Source organism: Pantoea sp. X-Soil-TKNS-1279 (assembly GCF_059730565.1).
The window spans coordinates 4138442-4161427 of the sequence record NZ_AP035948.1; the positions used below are offsets into that span (position 1 = coordinate 4138442).

Here is a 22986-nt window from a genome sequence, read left to right on the forward strand (position 1 = left end):
CTTAGCCACGCTCCTTCAGCAGCGCCGCGATGTCACTGATACCAAAGCGCACCGGGTCGGTGGCAGGTACGCCAAACTCGGCACTGACCTCGGCGCAGTAGGCGCGCGCTTCTTCTTCGCTGTAGTTCGAGGTGTTGATAGCGAAACCGGCCAGTTGCACCGAGTCACTGGTGACGGTGGCGGCGCGCAGGTTAGCTTCCACGCAATCTTTCAGGCTGACCATCGGTTGATGCGGAAGATGGCGCATATGTGGGCGGCCCATCTCATGACACATCACCAGCCACTGCGGCTGCGCACCGTGGATCAGACCCATCGAAACACCGGCGTAGGACGGATGGAACAAGGAACCCTGGCCTTCAACGATGTCCCAGTGATCGGCCTCGTTAGCCGGTGATAACGCTTCAACCGCACCCGCGATAAAGTCAGCAATCACCGCATCGATCGCGATACCGGCACCCGCAACCAGGATACCGGTCTGACCGGTGGCGCGGAAATCTGCGTTCAGGCCGATGTCACGCATTGCGGCTTCCAGCGCCAGCGAGGTGTACATCTTGCCTACTGAGCAGTCGGTGCCGACAGTAAGTACACGCTTACCGGTACGTTTTTTGCCGCTGCCAACGTCCAGCTTCGGACGCATATGGCGGATATCAAACAGTTCAACGCCGAATTCCTGTGCCAGCGCCACCAGCTCAGGCTCATCCACCAAACGATGGTGCAGGCCGCTGGCAACGTTCATACCGGCTTTGATGGCGTTGCGCACGGTATCCAGCCAGTGCTGCGGCAGGTAACCACCGGCGTTGGCGGTACCGAGCACCAGGGTTTTCGCGCCACGCGCTTTGGCGGTGGCGATGTCGATCTCTTCCAGACCAAGGCTCACGGTGCAGCCAGGCAGTTTGATTTCGCCAACGCACTGCTCAGGACGCCAGACGTGGATGCCGCGCGCGGTTTTAGCCGCCAGTGGATCGGTTACGTCGCCAAGGAAAAGCAAATAAGGTTGCGGGATCAGCATGATGTTTCTCGTATCAGACAGGTGAAAAGGACCTGAGCTGACTATTCCATGCTGCTGGCGAGGGTGACGAATGCTTGTTTAGTGGCGGGGTATAACCTCAGGCTATAGCCAGATCTAAATCTGATGACTGAAGGGGTAAAACGACGTTTTCAGGGAGAAATTGGGGAGAGAATGCGCGGGAGAGATAAGAAAATCATTGATAATCACCGGTCGATCCCTGACCGCGATTATCGAGGGTTGCGTGCGGAGCGCTTAGTTTAAAGCACCCGGCGGTACGTGTTTGTAAGTTTCAACATAAGCACGAAACACGTATTTGAAGAACCGTTTCATAAAGCACCTGATTAAAAATAAGTTGAGAAATACTAAAAAAAGTATATCCCCAGCCTGTTTTTTAAGCAAGAAACTTTGAACCAGATCACAAAATTGCAGGTTTTTCGCATCTGCACAATCTGCCGATACGAAAGACCTTAACTGAACCAACCCAGATGTTCCACCAGAATGGTGGAACCGATACAAATCAGGACAACGCCTCCCAGCACTTCCGCCCATTTGCCCAATACCGGGCCAATAAAGCGTCCCACCATCACGCCGGTGGTCGCCATGACGGTGGTGGCTGCGCCGATGGTGATAGCGGTCATGACGATGTTCACCTGCAAAAACGCCAGGCCAACACCCACCGCCAGGGCATCCAGGCTGGTGGCTACCGCGGTTAACGCCAGCACCATAAAACCGTGACGCTGCGGCGGATCACAGGGTTCACCGGCGGTCTGACTTAAGCCCGCCATCATCATACGGCCACCGAGCAGGGTCAGCAGGCCAAAGGCCAGCCAGTGATCCCATGCCATTACATAACGACTGGCCGCCAGGCCAATTGCCCAACCAATCAGCGGGGTGAGCATTTCAATCACACCGAAAATCAGACCGGTGCGCAGTGCCTCTTTAAAATCTGGGCGATGCAGTGACGCGCCTTTGCCAAGTGCTGCGGCGAAAGCGTCCATTGACATACCAAAAGCCAGAATCAGGGTTGCGAAAAATGTCATGATTTTTCAGTCGACGCGGAGCAAAAGGCGTATAAGCCTGGAGTTTGTCCGCATTTATTGTTCAGTAATGAAAAAGTGCGCGCAGTCTAGCACGCAAATTAACTAAAAAAAAGACAGTAAAATCAGGGCTTTAAGTATAGCAAAGGCTATAACTCTTAACTCTCGCTATTTCTGCTGCTAAGTCGATGGAATAGAAGAAAATTATTCAGCCTGTCGTCCCAGGGATTGCGCCCTGTGGGGCTTTGTGCGCTAATGCCCGCGCGATTTGATGCTATTGCACGAATTCGGGTAGCGGCGCGATTTATCGCGCTATTTTCACGGTTATTTAAAACCCGCGCGATAAATCGCGCCGCTACGCTATATGCGCGACTTGTTGTGGAATTTTGCGATGAAAAACCCGTTAGAAACCCTGATTATCCCTGGCGGCATTTTACTGCTGGGCTTTCTCTCCGCGCTGCTGCTGCCTGCGCCAGCCTTTAGCCTGGCGATGGCAAAGAGCCTGCAAACCCGCTTTCATTTGCAGGATCTGAATCAGCTTTACACCATTGTGTTTTGTCTGTGGTTTTTACTGCTGGGCGCGATTGAATTTTTCGTTATTCGCTTCGTCTGGCGACGCTGGTTCAGGCAGTAACCGCAGCATCGGTCCATTGCGTCACCACCGCATCCAGATCGCGATACGCCTGCGCCAGGCCCGCTTCCCGTGCGGCCTGGTCCGCAAATGCCAGCGGTTCCGCGTTGACAAACTGCGGTGCCTGGATGCCGATAAAGCCAAAGGCAGCGCGCAGGGCGGGCGTTAAGGCGTCCATGTCAGCATAGGGCGAACCTGGTTGCAGGCTTGCCCCACGCGTAGTCAGAAACAGCGCTTTCTGGCGCGTCAGATTTCCAATCACATTTTGTTGTTCATCAAAGTGATACGTCAGATTGGTGCGAATAATGGCATCAATATAGGCTTTGAAGGCCGACGGCATACTCCAGTTGTACATCGGCATAGCGAACAGCAAGGCATCGGCATCGAGCAGTTGCGCACACAGGCGATCGGAATCTGCCAGTACCGCTTTCATACGTGGCGTGCGTTGTTCCTCCGGTGTGTAAGTCGCCTGGGCAAACTCCCCGCTGACATGGCTCACCGGATGCTGGTCCAGATCGAGATACTCCACCTGCAACGCAGGGAGCTGCGCCTGCAAACGTTCAACAAAATAACGACTTAACGCGCGAGAGTTGGATTTGGCACCTTTTGGGCTGACATCAACGTGTAACAGTTTCATCACTCAGATTCCTCATTCGTTGCAATGAGGCGTACCTTAATCCTCCCATTGGACCAGTAAAAGGCACAAGAATGCGGTTTTTTACTGGTCCATGCGTGGTTGATGCGCATCCACCAGCCATTTCAGCCGTTCGGCACAGCGCGCAAACCCTTCGCGTGGTAACTGGGTCACCCCCAGCAGGAAACCATATTGTCGTCCGGTTTCGTGTTGAAACCAGATGGAGAGCGGTGAAGGTGCCAGGCCATAGGCCAGCGCCTCACGGGCAATTTGCTGGTCTGGCGTGCCTGCGGGCAAACGGACAATCACTGCCAGACCGGCGCGTTGAACATCAGTAAAATGCGGGCGTAATGCCGCAACAATCCCCTCCAGCCGCTCATGATAGACCCGCTTCATACGCCGCAAATGGCGCAGGAAATGGCCCTCACGCAGGAATTCGGCTACCGCATCATGCAGCAGCGCAGAGGAGGCGGGTGCCAGCAGTGCGCTGGTGTCGGCAAAGCGCGCCGCCAGACCGGGCGGCACCACGACAAATCCCAGCCGCAGGCTGGGGCTGAGGGTTTTACTGAAGGTGCCGACGTGGATCACTCGCCCGTCGCTATCCATCGCCGCCAACGCCGGAGCGGCACGGCTGCCGAGTTGCAGTTCGCCGAGATAGTCATCTTCCACGATCCAGCGCTGTTGGGAGCTGGCCCATGCCAGCAACGCCTGGCGGCGTGCCAGCGAGAGCGTTACCCCAAGCGGTGCCTGCTGTCCGGCCGTGACCAGGGCAAATGCAGCATCAGGCGCGCGTACCTTCCCCTCCTCCACCCGCAAGCCTTCAGCATCCACCGGGATGCCGACCGGCGTTACATGCATGTGCTGCAATGCCGCGCGTGCCAGCATAAAACCGGGTTCTTCCATCCACGCCTGCTGGCCGTGCAGGCCGAGCGCCAGCGCAATCAAACCCAGCGCGCCCGCGTAGCCATTGGTTACCAGGATCTGACTTGCCTGGCAATGAATCCCGCGCGCCACCGCCAGATAGCCCACCAGCGCCTGGCGCAGCGCCTGGCTGCCGCGCGGATCGGGATAGCCGCGTGACTGGCTGGCCTGCTGGCGCGCCTGCCGTTGTACTACGCGTGTCCAGACTTTGGCCGGAAAAGCGTCGCTGGCGGGGACGCCCATCTGGAAAGTCAGCGGTGCCGTGTCGAAGTCATACACCATGTCGAGCAGAGCGGACCCTGTCGCAGCCACCGCCGCGCGCGGCGGCTGGCTTAACGCCGCAGCCGCCACAAAGGTGCCTGCCGCCCCTTTTGCCACCAACAATTGGCTATCTACCAACATGTCATAAGCGCGACGCACCGTACCGCGCGCCACGCCCAGTTGCACTGCCAGATCACGGCATGATGGCAAGCGCGCACCGGCCACCAGTTGCCCTTCGGCAATCGCCATACTGAGTTGCTGGTGCAGTTGTTCACTCAACCCTCGCGTATCGCTGCGATCCAATGTCAGGGCGAATGGGCCACTGCTTTTGTCATTTTTTGGCACTTTTGTTGCTCCATATGGCAGTGAACAATGCAGATGAAAACCTTAACTGATTGAGGAACGAAAGATGAGCCAACGTATCGATTTTTACAGCGCCGCGCCCGGTGCGATGAAAGCCCTGGGTGGCGTTTATAGCTATCTGACACAAACCGACCTGTCGCACAGCCTGCTGGAGCTGGTATTTCTGCGCGTTTCGCAGATTAACGGCTGTGCTTACTGCATCGATATGCACACCCAGGCACTGCACAAAGCCGACATGCCGTGGCACAAAATTGTGTTAACCCAGGTATGGCATGAATCAGGCACGCTGTTTGATGACCGCGAACAGGCAGCGCTGGCGTGGGCCGAGAGCCTGACGCTGATTGCCAGCCAGGGTGCGCCCGAGGCGTTGTTTGCGCAAGTGAAAGCAGTGTTCAGCGATAAGGAGATTGTGGATCTCAACGTGGCAATCGGTTTGATGAATACCTATAACCGGCTGGCGATCAGTCTGAAAAAGTTACCCGATAGTGCACCGCGTGATTGAAATTTCTTCTGACGGGCGCGGTAGCTCGCGCCTGAATAAGTCATCACACAAATGTAACATTATTTTTACACAACCAGGCGAAATATCGCGCAACATAAAAATCGCATAAAAAATCAATTTTCTTTAAATTCAATATTATCATAATGTTAACATTAACCCTTTGGTGTTAACCCCGTAAAAATCCGCACAAAAGCATCACAATGTCGCAACATAGACATTGCCGTAACCGTCTGATTAAGGGATAAAAATCCCTTATGACAAGCGGGTTCCGCCGATTAATTCTTATGCTGAATCATTTCTGCCTTTAAAAAATAAACAAACGTTTAATTCCGATACGAGAATGTTATATTCGAATGACTATGCATAACGTGCAGTTAACCGTTAGCACCCCCACGACTTAACCTGAGTCTTAACCTTTGAGAAACAGCGCGACGCGCTCGAAAGAAGCGTGGCTGTTTCGCCTGCGAACCTGTTGAACTTCAGGTCAACAGAAGAGGAGATGTCGCCTCATGAGCAAAACTGCGGTAAATCTGGCGCTGGCAGTAAGCGCCGCTGGCATGGAAAGCGCAAACCTTCAGGAACGAAAAGACGTTGATGTGCTGTTAATTGGCGCTGGCGTCATGAGCGCTACTTTAGGAACCTGGTTGCAAGACCTGGAGCCGGATTGGTCTATTGAGATGGTCGAACGCCTGGCTACGGTAGCGGAAGAGTCATCCAATGGCTGGAACAATGCCGGTACCGGTCACGCTGCGCTGGCGGAGCTGAACTACACGCCGCAGAAGGCGGATGGCGGCATCGATATTTCTAAAGCGGTGGCGATTAACGAATCGTTCCAGATTTCCCGTCAGTTCTGGGCGTATCACGTTCAGAAAGGCAATCTGCGCAATCCGAAAAGCTTTATCCACAGTACGCCGCACATGAGCTTCGTCTGGGGCGACGACAACGTCGAATTCCTGCGCAAACGCTTCCAGGCGCTGCAAAAAAGCACCCTGTTCCGTGGCATGGAATACTCAGAAGAACGCGATCAAATCACGCAGTGGATTCCGCTGGTGATGAATGGTCGCGACAAAAAACAGAAAGTGGCTGCCACCTGGACCGAAATGGGCACCGACGTGAACTTCGGTGAAGTGACGCGCCAGCTGATCGCCGCCCTGGAGAAGAAAGCCAATTTCCGCCTGCGGATGCGCCAGGAAGTGCGTGATATCAAGCGCCTGAGTGATGGTCGCTGGCAGGTTAGCCTGTTTAATCCCGACAGTGGCGAAAGCCGTGTGCTCAACGCCCGTCAGCTGTTTATCGGCGCAGGCGGCGCAGCACTGCCGCTGCTGCAAAAATCGGGCATCCCGGAAGTGAAAGGCTATGCCGGTTTCCCGGTGGGCGGCTCGTTCCTGGTGACAGAGAACCCGGACGTGGTGCAGCAGCATATGGCGAAGGTGTATGGCAAAGCCTCTGTCGGCGCACCACCGATGTCCGTGCCGCACGTTGATACCCGCGTGCTGGATGGCAAGCAGGTGCTGCTGTTTGGTCCCTTCGCCACCTTCTCCACCAAATTCCTCAAGCAAGGTTCGCTGCTGGATATGTTCGGCGCGATGAATGGCAGCAACCTGATGCCAATGATGCAGGTTGGGCTGAAAAACTTCGATCTGGTGAAATATCTGGTTGATCAGGTGCTGCAAAGCGATAGCGACCGTATGGACGCCCTGCGCGCCTATGTACCGCAGGCGAAGCAGGAAGACTGGCGTCTGGTGACGGCAGGTCAACGCGTGCAGATCATCAAGAACGATGAGAAAGACGGCGGCGTGTTGCGTCTTGGCACCGAAGTGGTCACCTCACAAGATGGCACGATTTCGGCGCTGCTGGGCGCATCACCGGGGGCATCGACTGCCGCACCGATTATGCTGGAGCTGATGGCGAAGGCCTTCCCGGAGCAGATGCGTTCGCCTGAGTGGCAGACCAAAATCCGCATGGTTATTCCATCCTGGGGCCGTAAACTCAACGGTGACGTGGCACTGACCGAGAAAGTATTGGCAGAAACCAGTCGCGTGCTGCAACTCGATTACGCACCGGTGACACCGATGGCCGCGAACGACGAAGGCCGCGAAACCGCGCACGTCGTCGGCAAGTAAATACCTGTAACGGCGCGGTTGATCGCGCCGTTTCGTATTCTTACACCAACTGCAACGCGTCGTACAACATCCACCCGGTCGTCACCACCAGCGACAACGCCATCAGGCTGTTGAAGGCCTGGCGCTTCCACGCAATTTGCAGGTGGTTGCGCAAGCGATCTCCCAGCGCCGCCCAGATCAAAATGCACGGCAGGTTCAGCAGCGCAAATCCCACCACGATCGCCGCCACCCCATTGCTGTTGGCATACATCAACGCCACGTTACTCGCCATTAACCAGGCTTTGGGATTGACCGCCTGAAACAAGGCACCACTCAGGATGGTCATCGGCTGAACGCTGTCTCGTGCCTCGGGCGCTCCCGCACGAAAAATCTTCCACGACAGCCAAAGCAGGTAGCCACATCCTACCAGCGTTAACGGCAGGCGAATCGCGCTCATCCAGTGCAGCAGCACCTCCAGCGCTACCCCCGCCAGTACCACCTGCATCGCACAGCCCAGCATAATGCCGAACACCATAGGCAAAGTACGCTTAAAGCCAAAATTCACCCCGGAAGTGGCAAGCAGCAGGTTGTTCGGGCCGGGGGTGATCGACATAACGGTGACATAACTGAAGAAAGAGGGATCGAGCATGATGCAGTTCCTGATTGATCAACATGACTTCATGCTAATCGTCACAACGCAATGGAAACAGAGACACAAAATGACTATTGTTATGGTTACAGTTTGCCAAATTGATAATTGTACCCATCAAATGCGGAGGCTTTTGTGTCCCTTCCTCTTTCATCCGGCCAGACGCTATATCAGCAGCTCGCCGACAGCTTTGCGGAATCTATCCACCAGGGAACACTGAAGCCCGGTAAACGCCTGCCCGCCATACGTCGGGTAGCACAATCCCATCAGGTGAGTATCAATACGGTACTCAATGCCTGGCAAATTCTGGAAGATCGCGGCCTGATCGAGGCACGTCCTCAGTCCGGGTATTATGTACGCAGCGTGTTACCTGCGCTGACACGTCCGGTACAGAAAATGCGCGCGAAGGTGGATGACCCGAGTACACAAAAGCTGGCGCTGATTGAGCAGGTGTTTGCCGCGCAGAACAACCCGGACTACACCAATATCTCGCTGGCCTGCCCACAAGATGCTGAATTGTATCCGTCAGCCCGTCTGAGCCGGATAACCGCCAGCGTTTTACGCCGCAACCCGCAAATAGTTGGTCGTTACGCGCTTCCGCCGGGTAGTGAGCGCTTACGGGAGGAGATTGCCCGCCGCAGTCTGCATACCGGGATAAACCTTACCGCGCAGGACATCACCCTCACTCACGGCTGCATGGAAGCTCTACAACTGGCGCTGCGCGCGGTAACCAAACCCGGAGACTGTGTCGGGCTGGAATCCCCCACCTACTTCTTTCTCTTCCCACTGCTGGCTTCACTGGGGCTGAAAGCGCTGGAGATTCCCACCGATCCACAGCAGGGATTATCGCTGGATGCCCTGGAGATGCTGCTCCAGGAACAGCGTATTCAGGCGCTGATCGCCATGCCCGGCGCGCAGAACCCACTCGGCTACGTGATGCCGCTGGCGAATAAGAAACGTCTGGCGAAGTTAGTAAATACTTACCATCTTCCATTGATTGAAGACGGTCTGTACGACGAATTGCAGTTTGACTGGCCGTTGTCACCGCCGGTTAAAGCCTTCGACAACGATGGCTGGGTGATTTACTGCACCAGCTTTACCAAAACCGTCGCACCCGATTTTCGCATCGGCTGGACCGCCGCCGGGCGTTTTCACGAAAAAATTGCGCGGCTGAAGGCGGTGTCGTCGATGTCGGAGTCCCGCCTGCTGAGCGAAGTGCTGGCGGAGTTTCTCGCCAGCGGTGGCTACGATCACCACCTGCGCACCCTGCGTCGCCGCTATGCTGCCAATCTTGATGCAGCGCGTGGCATTATCGCCCGCCATTTCCCGCAGGGAACGCGCGCTACCCTGCCGCGCGGTGGCTTTGTGTTTTGGGTCGAACTGCCGGGAAAAGTGGATACCGTGGAGATGTTTCATCGGTTGTTGCAGGAGCAAATTTGCGTCACGCCGGGTGCGCTGTACTCACTGAGTGAGCGCTACACCCATGCGCTGCGCCTCTCCTGCTGCTATCCGTTCGATGCGCGTTATACCTGGGCACTGGAGCGCACTGGCGCGCTGGCCTGCGAATTAAGCGGTCTGCCGCCAGGACAGGATCAAGGCGTGCCGTTACGGCCCCAGGTGGTGTAACCCTCGCGCTCGGTCAGGCGTTCGTAATAGGTGCGTACCGCTGGCAGGTCGGCATGTTCCAGCGGAGTTTCAAACCAGCGGTTCACCGCCAGACCGACCGGGATATCCGCCAGAGTGAAGTTACGACCTGCTACGTAGCGCCCGGTTTTTTCCAACTGCTGGTTGAGAATACCCATAGTGTGATTCCAGCCTTTGCAGGCTGCCGCCAGCAGACGTTCATCCTGGTGGGCGGGTGAATTGCGCACCAGCGACATAAACGCGTAGCGCCATGAGGTGTTAAGTTCAGTGGCTTGCCAGTCAGTCCATTGATCGATCGGCGCACGGGCGCGCGGGTTTTCCGGGTAGAGCCACTCGCCGCCGTAACTGGTGGCGAGATAGCGCAGAATGGCATTGGACTCCCACATGACGAAATCGTCTTCGATAATCACCGGGATCATGGCATTGGGGTTAAGCGCCAAAAATTCGGGAGAGTGCAGGGATTTGTTTTCATCGCCCCAGACTTCGTGCTCGTAAGGAATATCCAGCTCAGCACAAAGCCACAAAACTTTGCGCACGTTAATTGATGATGTGCGGCCAAGAATTTTTAACATAGCGAACTCCGGTTGCATAATTGTTAATCTATTCATAGCCCTAATGATTACCTTTAGCAATCAACATCATGTAAATCAGGATTTCAGACCACCTCAACGAGGAAGGAGTGACAATGAAGGTCGCGTTTAAACAAGTGGATGTCTTTACCTCATCAGCCTTTCGCGGCAATCCGCTGGCGGTGATTATGGATGCACAGGGATTGAGCGATGCGCAATTGGCTGCGATTGCGCGCTGGACCAATTTGTCGGAAACCACCTTTGTGCTGCCACCGGAGGATGCCGCGGCGGATTATCGGGTGCGCATCTTTACCCCCGGTGGTGAGCTGCCGTTTGCCGGGCATCCGACGCTTGGCACCGCGCATGCGCTGCTTGAGGCGGGCTGGCCGCTGAAGACGCCGGGCAAAATCGTGCAGGAGTGTGGCGTTGGCCTGGTGGACGTCAGGATCAGCACTGACGGAGCGCTGGCTTTCGCCGCCCCGGCAGCCACCCTGACTCCCTTCAGCGATGCGCTGATCGGCAGCGCCATTAATAGCGACGCCCTGGATGAAAGCCAGTCGCCTACGGTGGTGGATATGGGGATCCGCTGGCTGCTGTTACCGATGACCAGCGCCGCAGCAGTGCGGGAGATTAAGGCCAACGCCAGTGATCTGCTGCGCTTGCAGAAACACGCCAAGGTGAATGGCATCGCCCCGTTTGGCCCGCTACCACAAGGTGAAAGCGAACAATATGAATTGCGCGCGCTGTTTATAGAGAACGGTAGCCTGGTGGAAGATCCGGTGACCGGCAGCGCCAATGCCTGCCTGGCGCGCTATTTGGCGTCACAGGGCGATACCCGCGACTACCGCGCTCGTCAGGGCAGCGTGGTTCAGCGTGAAGGACGCATTCAGGTCAGTTTCACGCCAGAGGCCATCTGGATTGGCGGCCAGACAGTGACGGTGATCGACGGCACCATCGAACGCTAAGGCACCGATGCACATTGCGCGATAAATCGCGCCGCTACGGTATCTGCACATATTTGTAGCGGCACAATTTATTGCGCGGTTGATTACAGTGCTTGCCCGCCGGACGCTTCGATACGCTGGGCGGTGATCCAGCCAGTTTCATCGCTCAGAATTGCGCTGACCGCGTCGCCGATATCATCCGGCAGTCCCACGCGGCCCAGTGCCGTCAGCGAGGCAATGGTGTCATTGATTTCTTTGGTGTCGCGTACGCGGCCACCGCCAAAATCCGTCTCAATCGCCCCTGGTGCCAGGATGTTGACGCGGATACGCCGTTCGCCCAATTCCTTCGCCTGGTAGCGCGTCAACACTTCCATCGCCCCTTTCATGGAGGCATAGGTGCTGGACCCTGGATAAGTGATACGCGTCAGACCGCTGGAGATATTGAGGATACGACCACCATCAATAATCACCGGCAGCAGCTTCTGGGTAAGGAAGTACGGCCCTTTGAAATGCACGTTGACCAGTGCATCAAACTCGTCCTCGGTGGTTTCGCTGAACAGCTTGTAGTGACCGTGACCGGCGTTGTTCACTAAATAGTCAAAGTTGTCTCGCTGCCACACCTTTTGCAGCGCCTCTTTAACCTGACTGACAAAGCCATCAAACTGACGCGTATCGCCGACATCCAGCAACAGCGCGGCAGAACGCGCACCCAGCGCTTCAATCTCCTTCACCACCGCCTCAGCTTCTTCTGCATGGCTGCGGTAAGTAAAAATAATATCGGTGCCTTTTGCGGCCAGTTTTAGCGCGGCATTCTTGCCTAAACCGCGATTGCCGCCAGTAATCAACGCAATTTTGTGACTCATGATTCGCTCCTGTTGCAAAATTGAACACGTTTCAAGGATATTCTCTGAGGTTTGATCTATAAACTCGTTGTAATGCGCTGCACTGTTTCACTAACAACAACAATAGGTGAACAACATGGATAAAATTCACGCAATGCAGGTTTTTGTGCGGGTGGCAGAAATGGGCAGTTTTACCCGCGCGGCAGAGAGCCTTGGTTTGCCAAAAGGCAGCGTATCGCGCCAGTTACAGGCGCTGGAAAATCAAATGGGTACACGGCTGCTGCATCGCACTACGCGACGTGTCCATCTCACCCAGGATGGGCTGGTTTATTACGATCGCTGCCTCGATTTGTTGTCGATGCTGGATGATATGGACAGCCTGTTTCAACACGATCCGGCGACGCTGAGCGGCAAATTGCGCGTGGATATGTCGGTAGCGATGGCGACCGGTTTTATCCTGCCGCGATTGCCGGAGTTTTTGCAGCACTATCCCGGCATTGAGATTGAGCTTAGCAGCAGCGATCGCCAGGTGGATGTGATCCGTGAGGGATTTGACTGCGTGATACGCGTGGGGGAACTGAAAGATTCCGGCCTGATCGCGCGTAAAATCGGAACCCATGCCTTGATTAACTGCGCCAGCCCCGATTACCTTTCCCGCTTCGGTATGCCGGTGCGCCTGGAAGATTTATCGCAACATGCGATGGTGCACTATACCCAGCAGTTGGGCCAGCCATCGCCTGGCTTTGAATATTTTGATGGCAAGCAGACGCATTACGTGCAAACCGGCGGCGTGGTAACCGTCAACAGCACCGAAACCTATCGTGCGGCGTGTATTGCCGGGTTGGGGATTATTCAGGTGCCGGCGATTGGCGTGCAGCCATTGCTGGAGTCCGGGCAACTGGTGGAAGTGCTGCATCATTTTCCGGCTAAACCGATGCCGATTTCGCTGCTCTATCCGCATCGACGCAATGTTGCACGCCGGGTGCGGGTGTTTATGGAGTGGTTAAGCCAGGTCTTGCAGGAGTACGTCACTTAGCAGGCTATAATTTTAATTTCGCTGTGAACAGGATGATGAATGTCTATGACGGACGAAAAAAATCAGGAAAAAGCGGCCGGGCAAAAGCCGCTCATTGATCTGAAAACCGGTAATCAGCATGTGGACCGCTCGATTGTGCATGTCTCACGCTTCGCGACCTGGTTTCAGGCCATCCCGGCGGTAGCCCATTTTTTGCGCGCGCTGGAGCGGTTCAATGATCGTCTCGGCAGCCAGTTTGGTGCCGCCATTACCTACTTCTCGTTTCTCTCATTGATACCGATTTTGATGGTCTCCTTTGCGGCGGTCGGTTTTGTGCTGGCGTCGAATCAGGATTTACTCACGGAGTTGATCAACAAAATCGTCAACAGTATCAGCGATCCTAACCTTGCCAATACCCTGAAAAACACCGTCAATACGGCGATTCAACAGCGTGCTACCGTCGGCCTGACCGGCCTGCTGCTGGCGCTGTATTCAGGCATTAACTGGATGGGTAACCTGCGCGAAGCGATTCGCGCGCAATCGCGTGATGTGTGGGAACGGAAACCTGATGATCAGGAAAAATTCTGGAAGCGATACATTCGTGATTTTATCTCACTCACCGGTCTGATGCTGGCGCTGGTCATCACCTTGTCGCTGACCTCGGTGGCCGGGGCGGCGCAGGCCGCGATTGTGCAGGCGCTGGGGCTGGATCATATTGAGTGGTTACGCCCGGCGATGACCATCATTACTTTGAGTATCTCTATCTTTGCTAACTATTTACTCTTCCTGTGGATTTTCTGGATTTTGCCGCGCCACAAGCCGCGTAAGAAAGCGCTGTTTCGCGGTACGCTGCTGGCGGCTGTTGGCTTTGAGGTGATTAAGTTTGTCATGACCATTACCTTGCCGAAACTGGCGACCTCCCCCTCCGGTGCGGCATTTGGTTCGGTATTAGGTCTGATGGCATTTTTCTACTTCTTTGCGCGTCTCACACTGTTCTGCGCCGCCTGGATCGCCACCGCCAGATATAAAGATGATAAAGAGATGCCACAACCCCACCAGCAACATTAGTTACATTTGCCGCAACAGCCAAAAATGTTCCCCATTGGCTGTTTTTGCGGCAAAACCCAGCAGGAATCGCTAAAGGGTCACTTTTATTTGGCCCTTTTGCAGAGATTCCCGCCAAAAAAGCCGCCGTTCCCCTTCCCATCCGCCGCCGATTGCATGAACTCAGAAATTATCCTCTTTTTCGCCGAAAAAGCCTGTTGTGACGCGGTTTTTCGCCATTGAATGACGCAAAACAGGTGCGTAAGATTCTTTGTTTCAATTTACAATTAAGAAACAGTTATGCAAGCCTCCATCACAGAACCACTCGACAAAAAACACGACGATGCGCCAGTCAATTCACGCGGCAAAGTGGTCGTAGCGTCTCTTGTCGGCACCGCGATTGAATTCTTCGATTTCTATATTTACGCCACTGCGGCGGTGATTGTTTTCCCGCATATCTTCTTCCCACAGGGTGATGCCACGGTCGCGACGCTACAGTCGCTGGCGACGTTTGCCATCGCCTTCGTCGCGCGTCCAATTGGTTCAGCGGTGTTTGGTCACTTTGGTGACCGCGTGGGCCGTAAAGCCACCCTGGTGGCTTCCCTGTTGACTATGGGGGTATCGACCGTACTGATCGGCCTGCTGCCTGGTTATCAAACCATTGGTGTAGCTGCACCGCTGCTGCTGGCGCTGGCACGTTTTGGTCAGGGTCTGGGCCTCGGGGGCGAATGGGGAGGTGCTGCGTTGCTGGCAACCGAAAATGCCCCGGCGAAAAAGCGCGCGCTGTACGGATCGTTCCCGCAGCTTGGCGCACCGATTGGCTTCTTCTTCGCTAACGGTACCTTCCTGCTGCTCTCCTGGCTGCTGACTGACGAGCAGTTTATGCAATGGGGCTGGCGTGTACCTTTTATCCTCTCCGCCGTACTGGTGATTATCGGTTTGTATGTTCGCGTATCGCTGCATGAAAGCCCGGTATTCGCAAAAGTGCAGAAAGAGAAGAAGCAGGTACGCGTACCGATTGGCACCCTGCTGAGCAAACATCTTGTGGCGACCATTCTCGGCACCTTTATCATGCTCGCCACCTATACGCTGTTCTACATCATGACCGTCTATTCCATGAGCTACGGCACGGCGCCAGCGCCGGTCGGCCTGGGTTATTCACGTAACAGCTTCCTGTGGATGCTGATGGTGGCGGTGATTGGTTTTGGTGTGATGGTGCCGATTGCTGGCCTGCTGGCTGACCGTTTCGGTCGCCGTAAAACCATGATCACCATTACCCTGATGATTATCGCGTTCGCCTTTATGTTCCCGGCGCTGCTTGGTTCGGGTTCGCAGGTGCTGGTGATGGGCTTCCTGCTGCTCGGCCTGAGCATTATGGGCCTGACGTTTGGCCCGATGGGTGCGTTGCTGCCAGAGCTGTTCCCGACTGAAGTGCGTTATACCGGTGCTTCGTTCTCCTATAACCTGTCGTCGATTCTGGGGGCATCCGTTGCACCTTATATCGCGACCTGGCTGAACGCGAACTACGGTTTGCAGGCGGTGGGTTTTTATCTGGCTTCGATGGCGGCATTGACCTTGATTGCGTTGATTGCCTGCAAAGAGACACGTAATCAGACGCTGTATGAAGCAGTGTGATGCGTTGAAGTGTTAAATGCGAAACCCGGCTCAGGCCGGGTTTTTTATTGGGGGGTAGGTGCGTGCTGTTACCCTCACCCTAACCCTCACCCCGGCCCTCTCCCATGAGGGAGAGGGAGATGTGCCATATGCTCGATCAGTTCCCTCTCCCGCTTGCGGGAGAGGGTTAGGGTGAGGGTAACAACGCGCACCTTAACCCAAAAAAAACCCCGGCAAGCCGGGGTTTTTCGTTGCTGAAAACTGTGTCGCGAACGGATTAACCCGCTACGGCAATACGTTTCATGTCGGTCATGTAGCCACGCAGTTTGCGGCCAACCGCTTCGATCGGGTGCTGACGAATGGCTTCGTTCACGTCACGCAGCTGCGCGTTGTCTACCTGAGTGCCTTCCACTGCTTTGCCCAGGTCGCCCGGTTGCAGGGTGGTCATGAACTCTTTCAGCAGCGGTACAGCCGCGAAGGAGAACAGGTAGTTACCGTATTCTGCAGTATCAGAGATAACCACGTTCATTTCATACAGGCGCTTACGTGCGATGGTGTTAGCAATCAGCGGCAGCTCGTGCAGTGATTCATAGTAAGCAGACTCTTCAATGATGCCCGCGTCGATCATGGTTTCGAATGCCAGCTCAACGCCCGCTTTCACCATTGCCACCATCAGAACGCCTTTGTCGTAGTATTCCTGCTCTTCGATTTTACCTTCGAACTGCGGTGCGGTTTCGAACGCGGTTTTACCGGTTTCTTCACGCCAGGTCAGCAGGTTTTTGTCGTCGTTGGCCCAGTCAGCCATCATGCCGGAGGAAAATTCACCAGAGATGATGTCATCCATGTGCTTCTGGAACAGCGGAGCCATGATGCCTTTCAGCTGCTCAGACAGCGCGTAAGCACGCAGTTTAGCCGGGTTAGACAGACGATCCATCATCAGGGTGATGCCGCCGAACTTCAGGGATTCTGTGATGGTTTCCCAGCCGAACTGAATCAGTTTTTCAACGTAAGCCGCATCGTGGCCTTCTGCCACCAGCTTATCGAAGCACAGCAGAGAACCGGCCTGCAACATACCGCACAGGATGGTCTGCTCACCCATCAGGTCAGATTTCACTTCCGCAACGAAAGAGGATTCCAGCACGCCCGCACGGTCACCACCGGTCGCAGAGGCCCAGGCTTTAGCAATCGCCAGGCCTTCGCCTTTCGGATCGTTTTCCGGGTGAACTGCGATCAGGGTCGGCACACCGAAGCCACGCTTGTACTCTTCGCGCACTTCAGTACCCGGGCACTTCGGCGCTACCATGACAACGGTGATGTCTTTACGGATGGTTTCGCCCACTTCAACGATGTTGAAACCGTGTGAGTAGCCCAGCGCTGCGCCGTCTTTCATCAGCGGCTGTACCGCCTGAACTACAGCAGAGTGCTGCTTGTCTGGCGTCAGGTTAACCACCAGGTCAGCCTGCGGGATCAGCTCTTCGTAAGTACCCACTTTGAAGCCGTTATCGGTCGCTTTGCGGAAAGAAGCACGCTTCTCAGCGATCGCTTCGGCACGCAGGGCGTAAGCAATATCCAGACCGGAATCACGCATGTTCAGACCCTGGTTCAGGCCCTGAGCACCACAGCCAACGATGACGACTTTTTTCCCTTTCAGGAAGCTGGCGCCATCCGCGAATTCATCGCGCGCCATGAAACGACATTTGCCTAACTGCGCTAACTGGTTGCGCAGGTTCAAAGTGTTGAAGTAGTTAGCCATGGGTACTCCGGTTTGATGTTGTGTTTGCTTTGTTCAGTAACGACGCTGTTATCAGTGTCGCGAATGACCCCATCATATGACAGGAAATCTGTTGCTTAAATTGATATATTTACAAGGTCACATTGCAGGATTTGCAATATTACTTTGAGGTTACCCGCGCATGGATTTACGAGACCTGAAACTCTTCCTCCATCTGGCCGAGAGCTGCCACTTTGGCCGCACAGCACGCGCCATGCATGTCAGCCCATCTACCCTGTCGCGCCAAATCCAGCGCCTTGAGGAGGATGTCGGCCACGCGCTGTTTCTGCGTGATAACCGGACCGTGACACTCACCGAGGCCGGTGAAAGGTTGCGTCAGTTTGCCCAGCAAACCCTGCTGCAATATCAACAACTGCGTCATGTGATGGACTTGAACGGCCCCTCGCTCAGTGGCGAGTTACGTCTGTTTTGTTCGGTCACGGCAGCCTATAGCCATTTGCCACCGATTCTCGACCGCTTTCGCGCTGAACATCCGCAGGTGGAGATCAAGCTCACCACCGGCGATGCCGCCGATGCGATTGAGATGGTGCAGTCTGGTGAGGCCGACCTGGCGATTGCCGGTCGCCCTGAATCGCTGCCCGCCAGCATAGATTTTACGCCACTTGGGCTGATTCCGCTGGTCCTGATCGCCCCGGCGTTGCCCTGCCCGGTGCGGAATCAGGCGACCCAGGACGAGCCAGACTGGTCGCTGATTCCGTTTATCCTGCCGGAACAAGGGCCTGCACGCCGGGGGATCGACCTGTGGTTTCGCCGTCGCCGCATTCCCAATCCGCTGATTTATGCCACGGTGTCGGGCCATGAGGCGATTGTGTCGATGGTGGCGCTGGGATGTGGCATTGCGCTGCTGCCGGACGTGGTACTGGAAAACAGCCCGGAACCGGTACGTAATCGCGTGCTGGTGCTGGAGAACGTCGAGTCGGTCGCGCCGCTCGAGCTGGGCGTTTGCGTACAAAAAAAGCGGCTCGGAGAGCCGCTTATCAATGCCTTCTGGAACCTGCTGTAGTTACTGACCGGCGAGGAAGAAGCGGAACGCCGGGTTATTGGCTTCGTCGTGGAAGTCATAACCCAGCGCCGTGAGATGCTCCTCAAAGCGCGGCTCATCATCACCCAGTTCAAACGCCGCCAGCACACGACCGTAATCGGTGCCGTGGCTGCGATAGTGGAACAACGAGATATTCCAGTGCGTACCGAGCGTTTGCAGGAACTTCAGCAGCGCACCGGGTGCTTCCGGGAACTCGAAGCTGAACAGGCGCTCACGTAACGGTTTGGAAGGACGACCACCGACCATGTAACGGACGTGCAGCTTGGCCATCTCATCGTCGGAGAGGTCCACCACGTTATAACCACCCTGCGTGAGCTGGCTGATGATTTCGCTACGTTCCTCCAGCCCGCGCGTTAAGCGCACGCCAACGAAGATGCAGGCGTTGTCGGCATCGGCGTAACGATAGTTGAACTCAGTGACGGAACGACCGCCCAGCGTCTGGCAGAACTTCAGGAAGCTGCCTTGTTGCTCAGGGATGGTGACTGCCAGCAACGCTTCACGCTGCTCGCCCAGTTCGCAGCGCTCGGAGACGTAGCGCAGACCGTGGAAGTTGACGTTGGCCCCCGACAACACATGCGCCAGACGTTCGCCCTTGATGTTGTGCTGCTGGATGTATTTTTTCATCCCGGCCAGCGCCAGCGCCCCGGAAGGCTCCGCCACCGCACGCACATCCTCGAACAGATCTTTCATCGCGGCGCAAATAGCATCGCTGTCCACGGTGATGATGTCGTCCAGATACTCCTGGCACAGGCGGAAGGTTTCGTCGCCGATACGCTTCACCGCCACACCTTCAGCAAACAAACCGACACGCGCCAGATCAACCGGATGACCGGCATCCAGCGCCGCTTTCAGGCAGGCTGAATCTTCTGACTCAACGGCAATCACCTTAATCTGCGGCATCAGTTGCTTGATCAGCACCGCCACACCCGCCGCCAGACCACCGCCACCGACCGGTACGAAAACGCGATCGAGATGCGCATCCTGCTGCAACAGTTCCATCGCCAGCGTGCCCTGCCCGGCGATCACCGCCGGATGATCAAACGGGTGAACGAAGGTGTAACCTTGCTGCTCCGCCAGTTCAATCGCCTTGGCTTTTGCCTCGTCGAAGTTGGCACCAAACAGGTAAGCCTCACCGCCAAATGCGCGCACCGCATCAACCTTGATATCTGCCGTGGCCAGCGGCATCACAATCAGTGATTTGATGCCTAAGGTACTGGCTGAGAGGGCTACGCCCTGCGCGTGGTTGCCAGCGGATGCCGTCACCACGCCGCGCGCTTTCTGCTCCTCAGTCAGCCCGGCAATCATCGCGTAAGCCCCGCGCAGCTTGAAGCTGTGCACCGGCTGACGATCTTCACGCTTCACCAGAATGGTGTTGCCAAGACGCGATGAAATTTTTTCCATTTTCTGTAACGGCGTGACCTGTGCAATTTCGTACACCGGTGAACGCAATACCGCGCGCAAATACTCCGCGCCGCAAGGCGCCGCGGGTAGCGGTTGAGACTCAGCCATCTGTTAGCCTCCCAGCTTAGACTTATCGCGCACCGCGCCTTTGTCAGCGCTGGTCGCGAGTGATGCATAAGCACGCAGGGCGAAGGAGACCTGACGCTCACGACCATGCGGCGTATACGCTGCATCACCACGGGCTTCTTCCTCTTCACGACGTGCGTGCAGTTCGTTTTCCGGCACCGCCAGCTTGATGCCACGGTTCGGGATGTCGATTTCGATGATGTCGCCGTCTTTCACCAGCGCGATGGTGCCGCCGTTGGCCGCTTCCGGTGAAGCGTGGCCGATAGACAGACCGGAGGTACCGCCTGAGAAACGACCATCGGTGATCAGCGCACAGCTTTTGCCGAGGCCCATCGATTTCAGGTAGGTGGTCGGATAGAGCATTTCCTGCATGCCCGGTCCACCTTTCGGCCCTTCGTAGCGAATCACCACGACATCGCCCGCGACCACTTTACCGCCGAGAATCGCTTCAACCGCATCGTCCTGGCTTTCGTAAACTTTGGCCGGGCCTTTGAAGGTGAGGATCTCTTTGTCCACACCAGCGGTTTTCACGATACAGCCATCTTCCGCCAGGTTGCCGTACAGCACCGCCAGACCACCGTCTTGCGAGAAAGCGAATTCACGGGTGCGGATACAACCTTCCTGACGGTCGTCATCCAGCGTGTCCCAACGGCAATCCTGCGAGAACGCCTGAGTGGTGCGAATACCGGCCGGACCGGCGCGGAACATCTTTTTAACCGCTTCGTCTTTGGTCAGCATGATGTCGTACTGATCCAGGGTTTCACGCAAGTTCAGACCCAGCACGTTGCGCACGTCAGTGTGCAACAGGCCAGCGCGATCCAGTTCACCGAGGATGCCGATTACGCCACCCGCGCGGTGCACATCTTCCATATGATATTTCTGGGTGCTCGGGGCCACCTTACACAGATGCGGCACTTTGCGTGACAGACGGTCAATATCAGAAATGTTGAAGTCGATTTCGCCTTCCTGCGCGGCGGCCAGCAGGTGCAGTACGGTGTTGGTGGAGCCGCCCATCGCGATATCCAGCGTCATGGCGTTCTCAAACGCGGCTTTGCTCGCGATATTACGCGGCAGTACGCGGGCATCATCCTGCTCGTAATATTGTTTGGTCAGGTTAACGATGCGCTTACCGGCATTGATAAACAGGTCCTTACGATCAGCATGGGTCGCCAACAGCGAACCGTTACCTGGCTGTGACAGACCCAGCGCTTCGGTCAGGCAGTTCATCGAGTTGGCGGTGAACATACCAGAACAGGAACCACAGGTCGGGCAGGCGGAACGTTCAATCTGCTCGCTATCGGCATCGCTGACGTTCGGGTTCGCCCCCTGAATCATCGCATCCACCAGATCCAGCTTGATGATTTTGTCAGACAGCTTGGTTTTACCCGCTTCCATCGGGCCACCGGAAACGAAGATCACCGGAATGTTGAGGCGCAGCGAGGCCATCAGCATTCCCGGGGTGATCTTGTCGCAGTTGGAGATGCAGACCATCGCATCGGCACAGTGGGCGTTGACCATGTACTCGACGGAGTCAGCGATCAACTCGCGCGAAGGCAGTGAATACAGCATGCCGCCATGACCCATGGCGATACCGTCATCCACCGCAATGGTGTTGAACTCTTTAGCCACACCGCCAGCCGCTTCGATTTGTTCAGCGACCAGTTTGCCGAGATCGCGCAGGTGGACGTGGCCAGGCACGAATTGGGTGAATGAGTTGACCACGGCGATAATCGGCTTACCGAAATCGGCGTCGGTCATTCCTGTCGCGCGCCACAAGGCACGGGCACCCGCCATGTTACGGCCATGGGTGGTGGTGGCGGAACGGTACTTAGGCATGCTCTATTTACTCCAGTAAGGATAATGTCGCGGACGCTACTGCGTCCGCGAAAAAACGTGTTATGGGTTAACCTGGTCCAGCCAGCCCCATTTGTCTTCAGTTTCGCCAGTGAACAGGCCAAAGAATGCCTGCTGAATGCGTTTGGTCACCGGACCACATTTGCCTGCGCCCACCTGAATTCCGTCAACGCTGCGAACCGGAGTGATTTCCGCCGCAGTACCAGACATGAACACTTCGTCAGCCAGGTACAGTGATTCGCGTGACAGCACCTGCTCGCGAACTTCGATACCCATGTCTTTTGCCAGTTTGATGATGGCGTCACGGGTGATGCCCGGCAACGCAGAAGAAGTGAACGGAGGCGTGAACAGAATGCCATCTTTCACTTCGAACAAGTTTTCACCAGCACCTTCTGAAATATAGCCGTTGGTGTCGAGAGCGATACCTTCCTGATAGCCGTGGCGACGAGCTTCGCTACCCACCAACAGAGAAGAAAGGTAGTTACCACCGGCTTTCGCTGCGGTCGGCAGGGTGTTCGGGGCTACGCGGTTCCATGAAGAAACCATCGCGTCGATGCCCTGCTCCAGCGCTTCAGCACCCAGGTAAGCACCCCAAGGGAACGCAGCGATGATCACATCGGTGGTGTAGCCATCTGGCGGGTTCACACCCAGGCCCACGTCGCCTACGAAGGCCAGAGGACGGATGTAAGCGCTTTTCAGTTTGTTGACGCGCAGCACTTCACGGCAGGCTTCCATCAGCTCATCTACGCTGGCTTTGATCGGGAAGCGGTAGATTTTGGCGGAGTCGTGCAGACGCTGCATGTGTTCACGATGACGGAACACCACCGGGCCTTTGTGTGAGTCGTAGCAACGCACGCCTTCAAACACCGAAGTACCGTAATGCAACGCGTGAGACATGACGCTGACCTTGGCGTCTTCCCACTTAACCATCTCCCCATTGAACCAAATAAAGTCTGCTTTCTTCGTACTCATTGTTATTTCCTTTCGCGA

The 22986-nt window shown here is 55.8% G+C and carries 21 protein-coding genes; 9 read left to right on the forward strand and 12 right to left on the reverse strand.

The features are described 5' to 3' along the window. Position 1: 1 nt before the first annotated feature. The 3 genes from dgcN to mntP all read right to left on the reverse strand — a co-directional run bounded on the left by dgcN (position 2) and on the right by mntP (position 2049). Positions 2-1009: an N-acetyltransferase DgcN gene (dgcN, locus tag AC6I8N_RS19395; RefSeq protein WP_021184967.1), complete on the reverse strand. Its 1008-nt coding sequence runs from the start codon at positions 1007-1009 to the stop codon at positions 2-4. Between the two features lie 252 nt (positions 1010-1261). Then, entirely contained in the window at positions 1262-1558 is a 297-nt protein-coding gene (locus AC6I8N_RS19400; RefSeq protein WP_497829719.1) for a hypothetical protein, read from the reverse strand. Then, positions 1477-2049: a manganese efflux pump MntP gene (gene mntP / locus AC6I8N_RS19405; RefSeq protein WP_415173616.1), complete on the reverse strand. Its 573-nt coding sequence runs from the start codon at positions 2047-2049 to the stop codon at positions 1477-1479. The genes AC6I8N_RS19400 and mntP overlap by 82 nt, the downstream gene beginning before the upstream one ends. 388 nt (positions 2050-2437) lie before the next feature. Here mntP and AC6I8N_RS19410 point away from each other — a divergent pair, with 388 nt between their 5' ends. Beyond that, the gene (locus tag AC6I8N_RS19410) at positions 2438-2680 is read left to right on the forward strand and encodes a DUF1158 domain-containing protein (RefSeq protein ID WP_084877774.1); all 243 of its coding nucleotides are present in this window, start codon (positions 2438-2440) and stop codon (positions 2678-2680) included. Here AC6I8N_RS19410 and AC6I8N_RS19415 read toward each other — a convergent pair. Together AC6I8N_RS19415 and pdxR are read right to left on the reverse strand one after the other, a co-directional pair. Continuing rightward, positions 2670-3314: an FMN-dependent NADH-azoreductase gene (locus AC6I8N_RS19415; protein ID WP_497829720.1), complete on the reverse strand. Its 645-nt coding sequence runs from the start codon at positions 3312-3314 to the stop codon at positions 2670-2672. The genes AC6I8N_RS19410 and AC6I8N_RS19415 overlap by 11 nt on opposite strands. 81 nt (positions 3315-3395) lie before the next feature. Further along, positions 3396-4838: a MocR-like pyridoxine biosynthesis transcription factor PdxR gene (pdxR, locus tag AC6I8N_RS19420; RefSeq protein ID WP_497829721.1), complete on the reverse strand. Its 1443-nt coding sequence runs from the start codon at positions 4836-4838 to the stop codon at positions 3396-3398. A gap of 64 nt (positions 4839-4902) precedes the next feature. On the opposite strand from pdxR, the gene AC6I8N_RS19425 reads away from it, so the two are divergent. Then, the gene (locus AC6I8N_RS19425; protein WP_497829722.1) at positions 4903-5358 is read left to right on the forward strand and encodes a carboxymuconolactone decarboxylase family protein; all 456 of its coding nucleotides are present in this window, start codon (positions 4903-4905) and stop codon (positions 5356-5358) included. A gap of 509 nt (positions 5359-5867) precedes the next feature. Further along, positions 5868-7481 carry a malate dehydrogenase (quinone) gene (gene mqo, locus AC6I8N_RS19430; RefSeq protein WP_497829723.1) on the forward strand — a complete coding sequence of 538 codons (1614 nt, stop codon included), beginning with the start codon at positions 5868-5870 and terminating at the stop codon, positions 7479-7481. Between the two features lie 40 nt (positions 7482-7521). On the opposite strand, the gene AC6I8N_RS19435 is transcribed toward mqo, so the two are convergent. Then, positions 7522-8109, reverse strand: coding sequence for a LysE family translocator (locus tag AC6I8N_RS19435; RefSeq protein ID WP_208724381.1), 588 nt, complete (start codon positions 8107-8109; stop codon positions 7522-7524). A 135-nt stretch (positions 8110-8244) separates the two neighbouring features. Here AC6I8N_RS19435 and AC6I8N_RS19440 point away from each other — a divergent pair, with 135 nt between their 5' ends. After that, a complete protein-coding gene (locus AC6I8N_RS19440) occupies positions 8245-9735 on the forward strand; it encodes an aminotransferase-like domain-containing protein (protein ID WP_497829724.1) in 1491 nt (496 codons plus the stop codon). Here AC6I8N_RS19440 and AC6I8N_RS19445 read toward each other — a convergent pair. After that, complete coding sequence (locus AC6I8N_RS19445; RefSeq protein WP_021184975.1) at positions 9702-10325, reverse strand: glutathione S-transferase family protein; 624 nt, start codon at positions 10323-10325, stop codon at positions 9702-9704. The genes AC6I8N_RS19440 and AC6I8N_RS19445 overlap by 34 nt on opposite strands. 113 nt (positions 10326-10438) lie before the next feature. Here AC6I8N_RS19445 and AC6I8N_RS19450 point away from each other — a divergent pair, with 113 nt between their 5' ends. Then, positions 10439-11287: a PhzF family phenazine biosynthesis protein gene (locus AC6I8N_RS19450; RefSeq protein ID WP_497829725.1), complete on the forward strand. Its 849-nt coding sequence runs from the start codon at positions 10439-10441 to the stop codon at positions 11285-11287. An 83-nt stretch (positions 11288-11370) separates the two neighbouring features. Here AC6I8N_RS19450 and AC6I8N_RS19455 read toward each other — a convergent pair whose 3' ends face one another. Next, complete coding sequence (locus AC6I8N_RS19455; protein ID WP_497829726.1) at positions 11371-12129, reverse strand: SDR family NAD(P)-dependent oxidoreductase; 759 nt, start codon at positions 12127-12129, stop codon at positions 11371-11373. Positions 12130-12244: 115 nt separating this feature from the next. Here AC6I8N_RS19455 and AC6I8N_RS19460 point away from each other — a divergent pair, with 115 nt between their 5' ends. From AC6I8N_RS19460 to AC6I8N_RS19470, 3 genes are all read left to right on the forward strand, one after another. Then, entirely contained in the window at positions 12245-13144 is a 900-nt protein-coding gene (locus AC6I8N_RS19460; RefSeq protein WP_021184977.1) for a LysR family transcriptional regulator, read from the forward strand. A gap of 39 nt (positions 13145-13183) precedes the next feature. After that, positions 13184-14191, forward strand: a complete 1008-nt coding sequence (gene yhjD, locus AC6I8N_RS19465) for an inner membrane protein YhjD (protein WP_021184978.1) — start codon at positions 13184-13186, stop codon at positions 14189-14191. Positions 14192-14467: 276 nt separating this feature from the next. Further along, complete coding sequence (locus AC6I8N_RS19470; protein ID WP_021184979.1) at positions 14468-15802, forward strand: MFS transporter; 1335 nt, start codon at positions 14468-14470, stop codon at positions 15800-15802. A gap of 256 nt (positions 15803-16058) precedes the next feature. Here AC6I8N_RS19470 and ilvC read toward each other — a convergent pair whose 3' ends face one another. After that, positions 16059-17534: a ketol-acid reductoisomerase gene (gene ilvC / locus AC6I8N_RS19475; RefSeq protein WP_021184980.1), complete on the reverse strand. Its 1476-nt coding sequence runs from the start codon at positions 17532-17534 to the stop codon at positions 16059-16061. A 160-nt stretch (positions 17535-17694) separates the two neighbouring features. Between ilvC and ilvY the strand changes: the two genes are divergently transcribed. Next, positions 17695-18576, forward strand: coding sequence for an HTH-type transcriptional activator IlvY (gene ilvY / locus AC6I8N_RS19480; protein ID WP_013510959.1), 882 nt, complete (start codon positions 17695-17697; stop codon positions 18574-18576). Here ilvY and ilvA read toward each other — a convergent pair whose 3' ends face one another. The 3 genes from ilvA to ilvE are packed head-to-tail and all read right to left on the reverse strand — an operon-like array spanning position 18577 to position 22968. Continuing rightward, a complete protein-coding gene (gene ilvA, locus AC6I8N_RS19485) occupies positions 18577-20124 on the reverse strand; it encodes a threonine ammonia-lyase, biosynthetic (protein ID WP_021184981.1) in 1548 nt (515 codons plus the stop codon). A gap of 3 nt (positions 20125-20127) precedes the next feature. Continuing rightward, positions 20128-21978: a dihydroxy-acid dehydratase gene (gene ilvD / locus AC6I8N_RS19490; protein WP_021184982.1), complete on the reverse strand. Its 1851-nt coding sequence runs from the start codon at positions 21976-21978 to the stop codon at positions 20128-20130. 60 nt (positions 21979-22038) lie between these two features. Further along, positions 22039-22968: a branched-chain-amino-acid transaminase gene (ilvE, locus tag AC6I8N_RS19495; RefSeq protein WP_013510962.1), complete on the reverse strand. Its 930-nt coding sequence runs from the start codon at positions 22966-22968 to the stop codon at positions 22039-22041. Positions 22969-22986 lie beyond the last annotated feature (18 nt).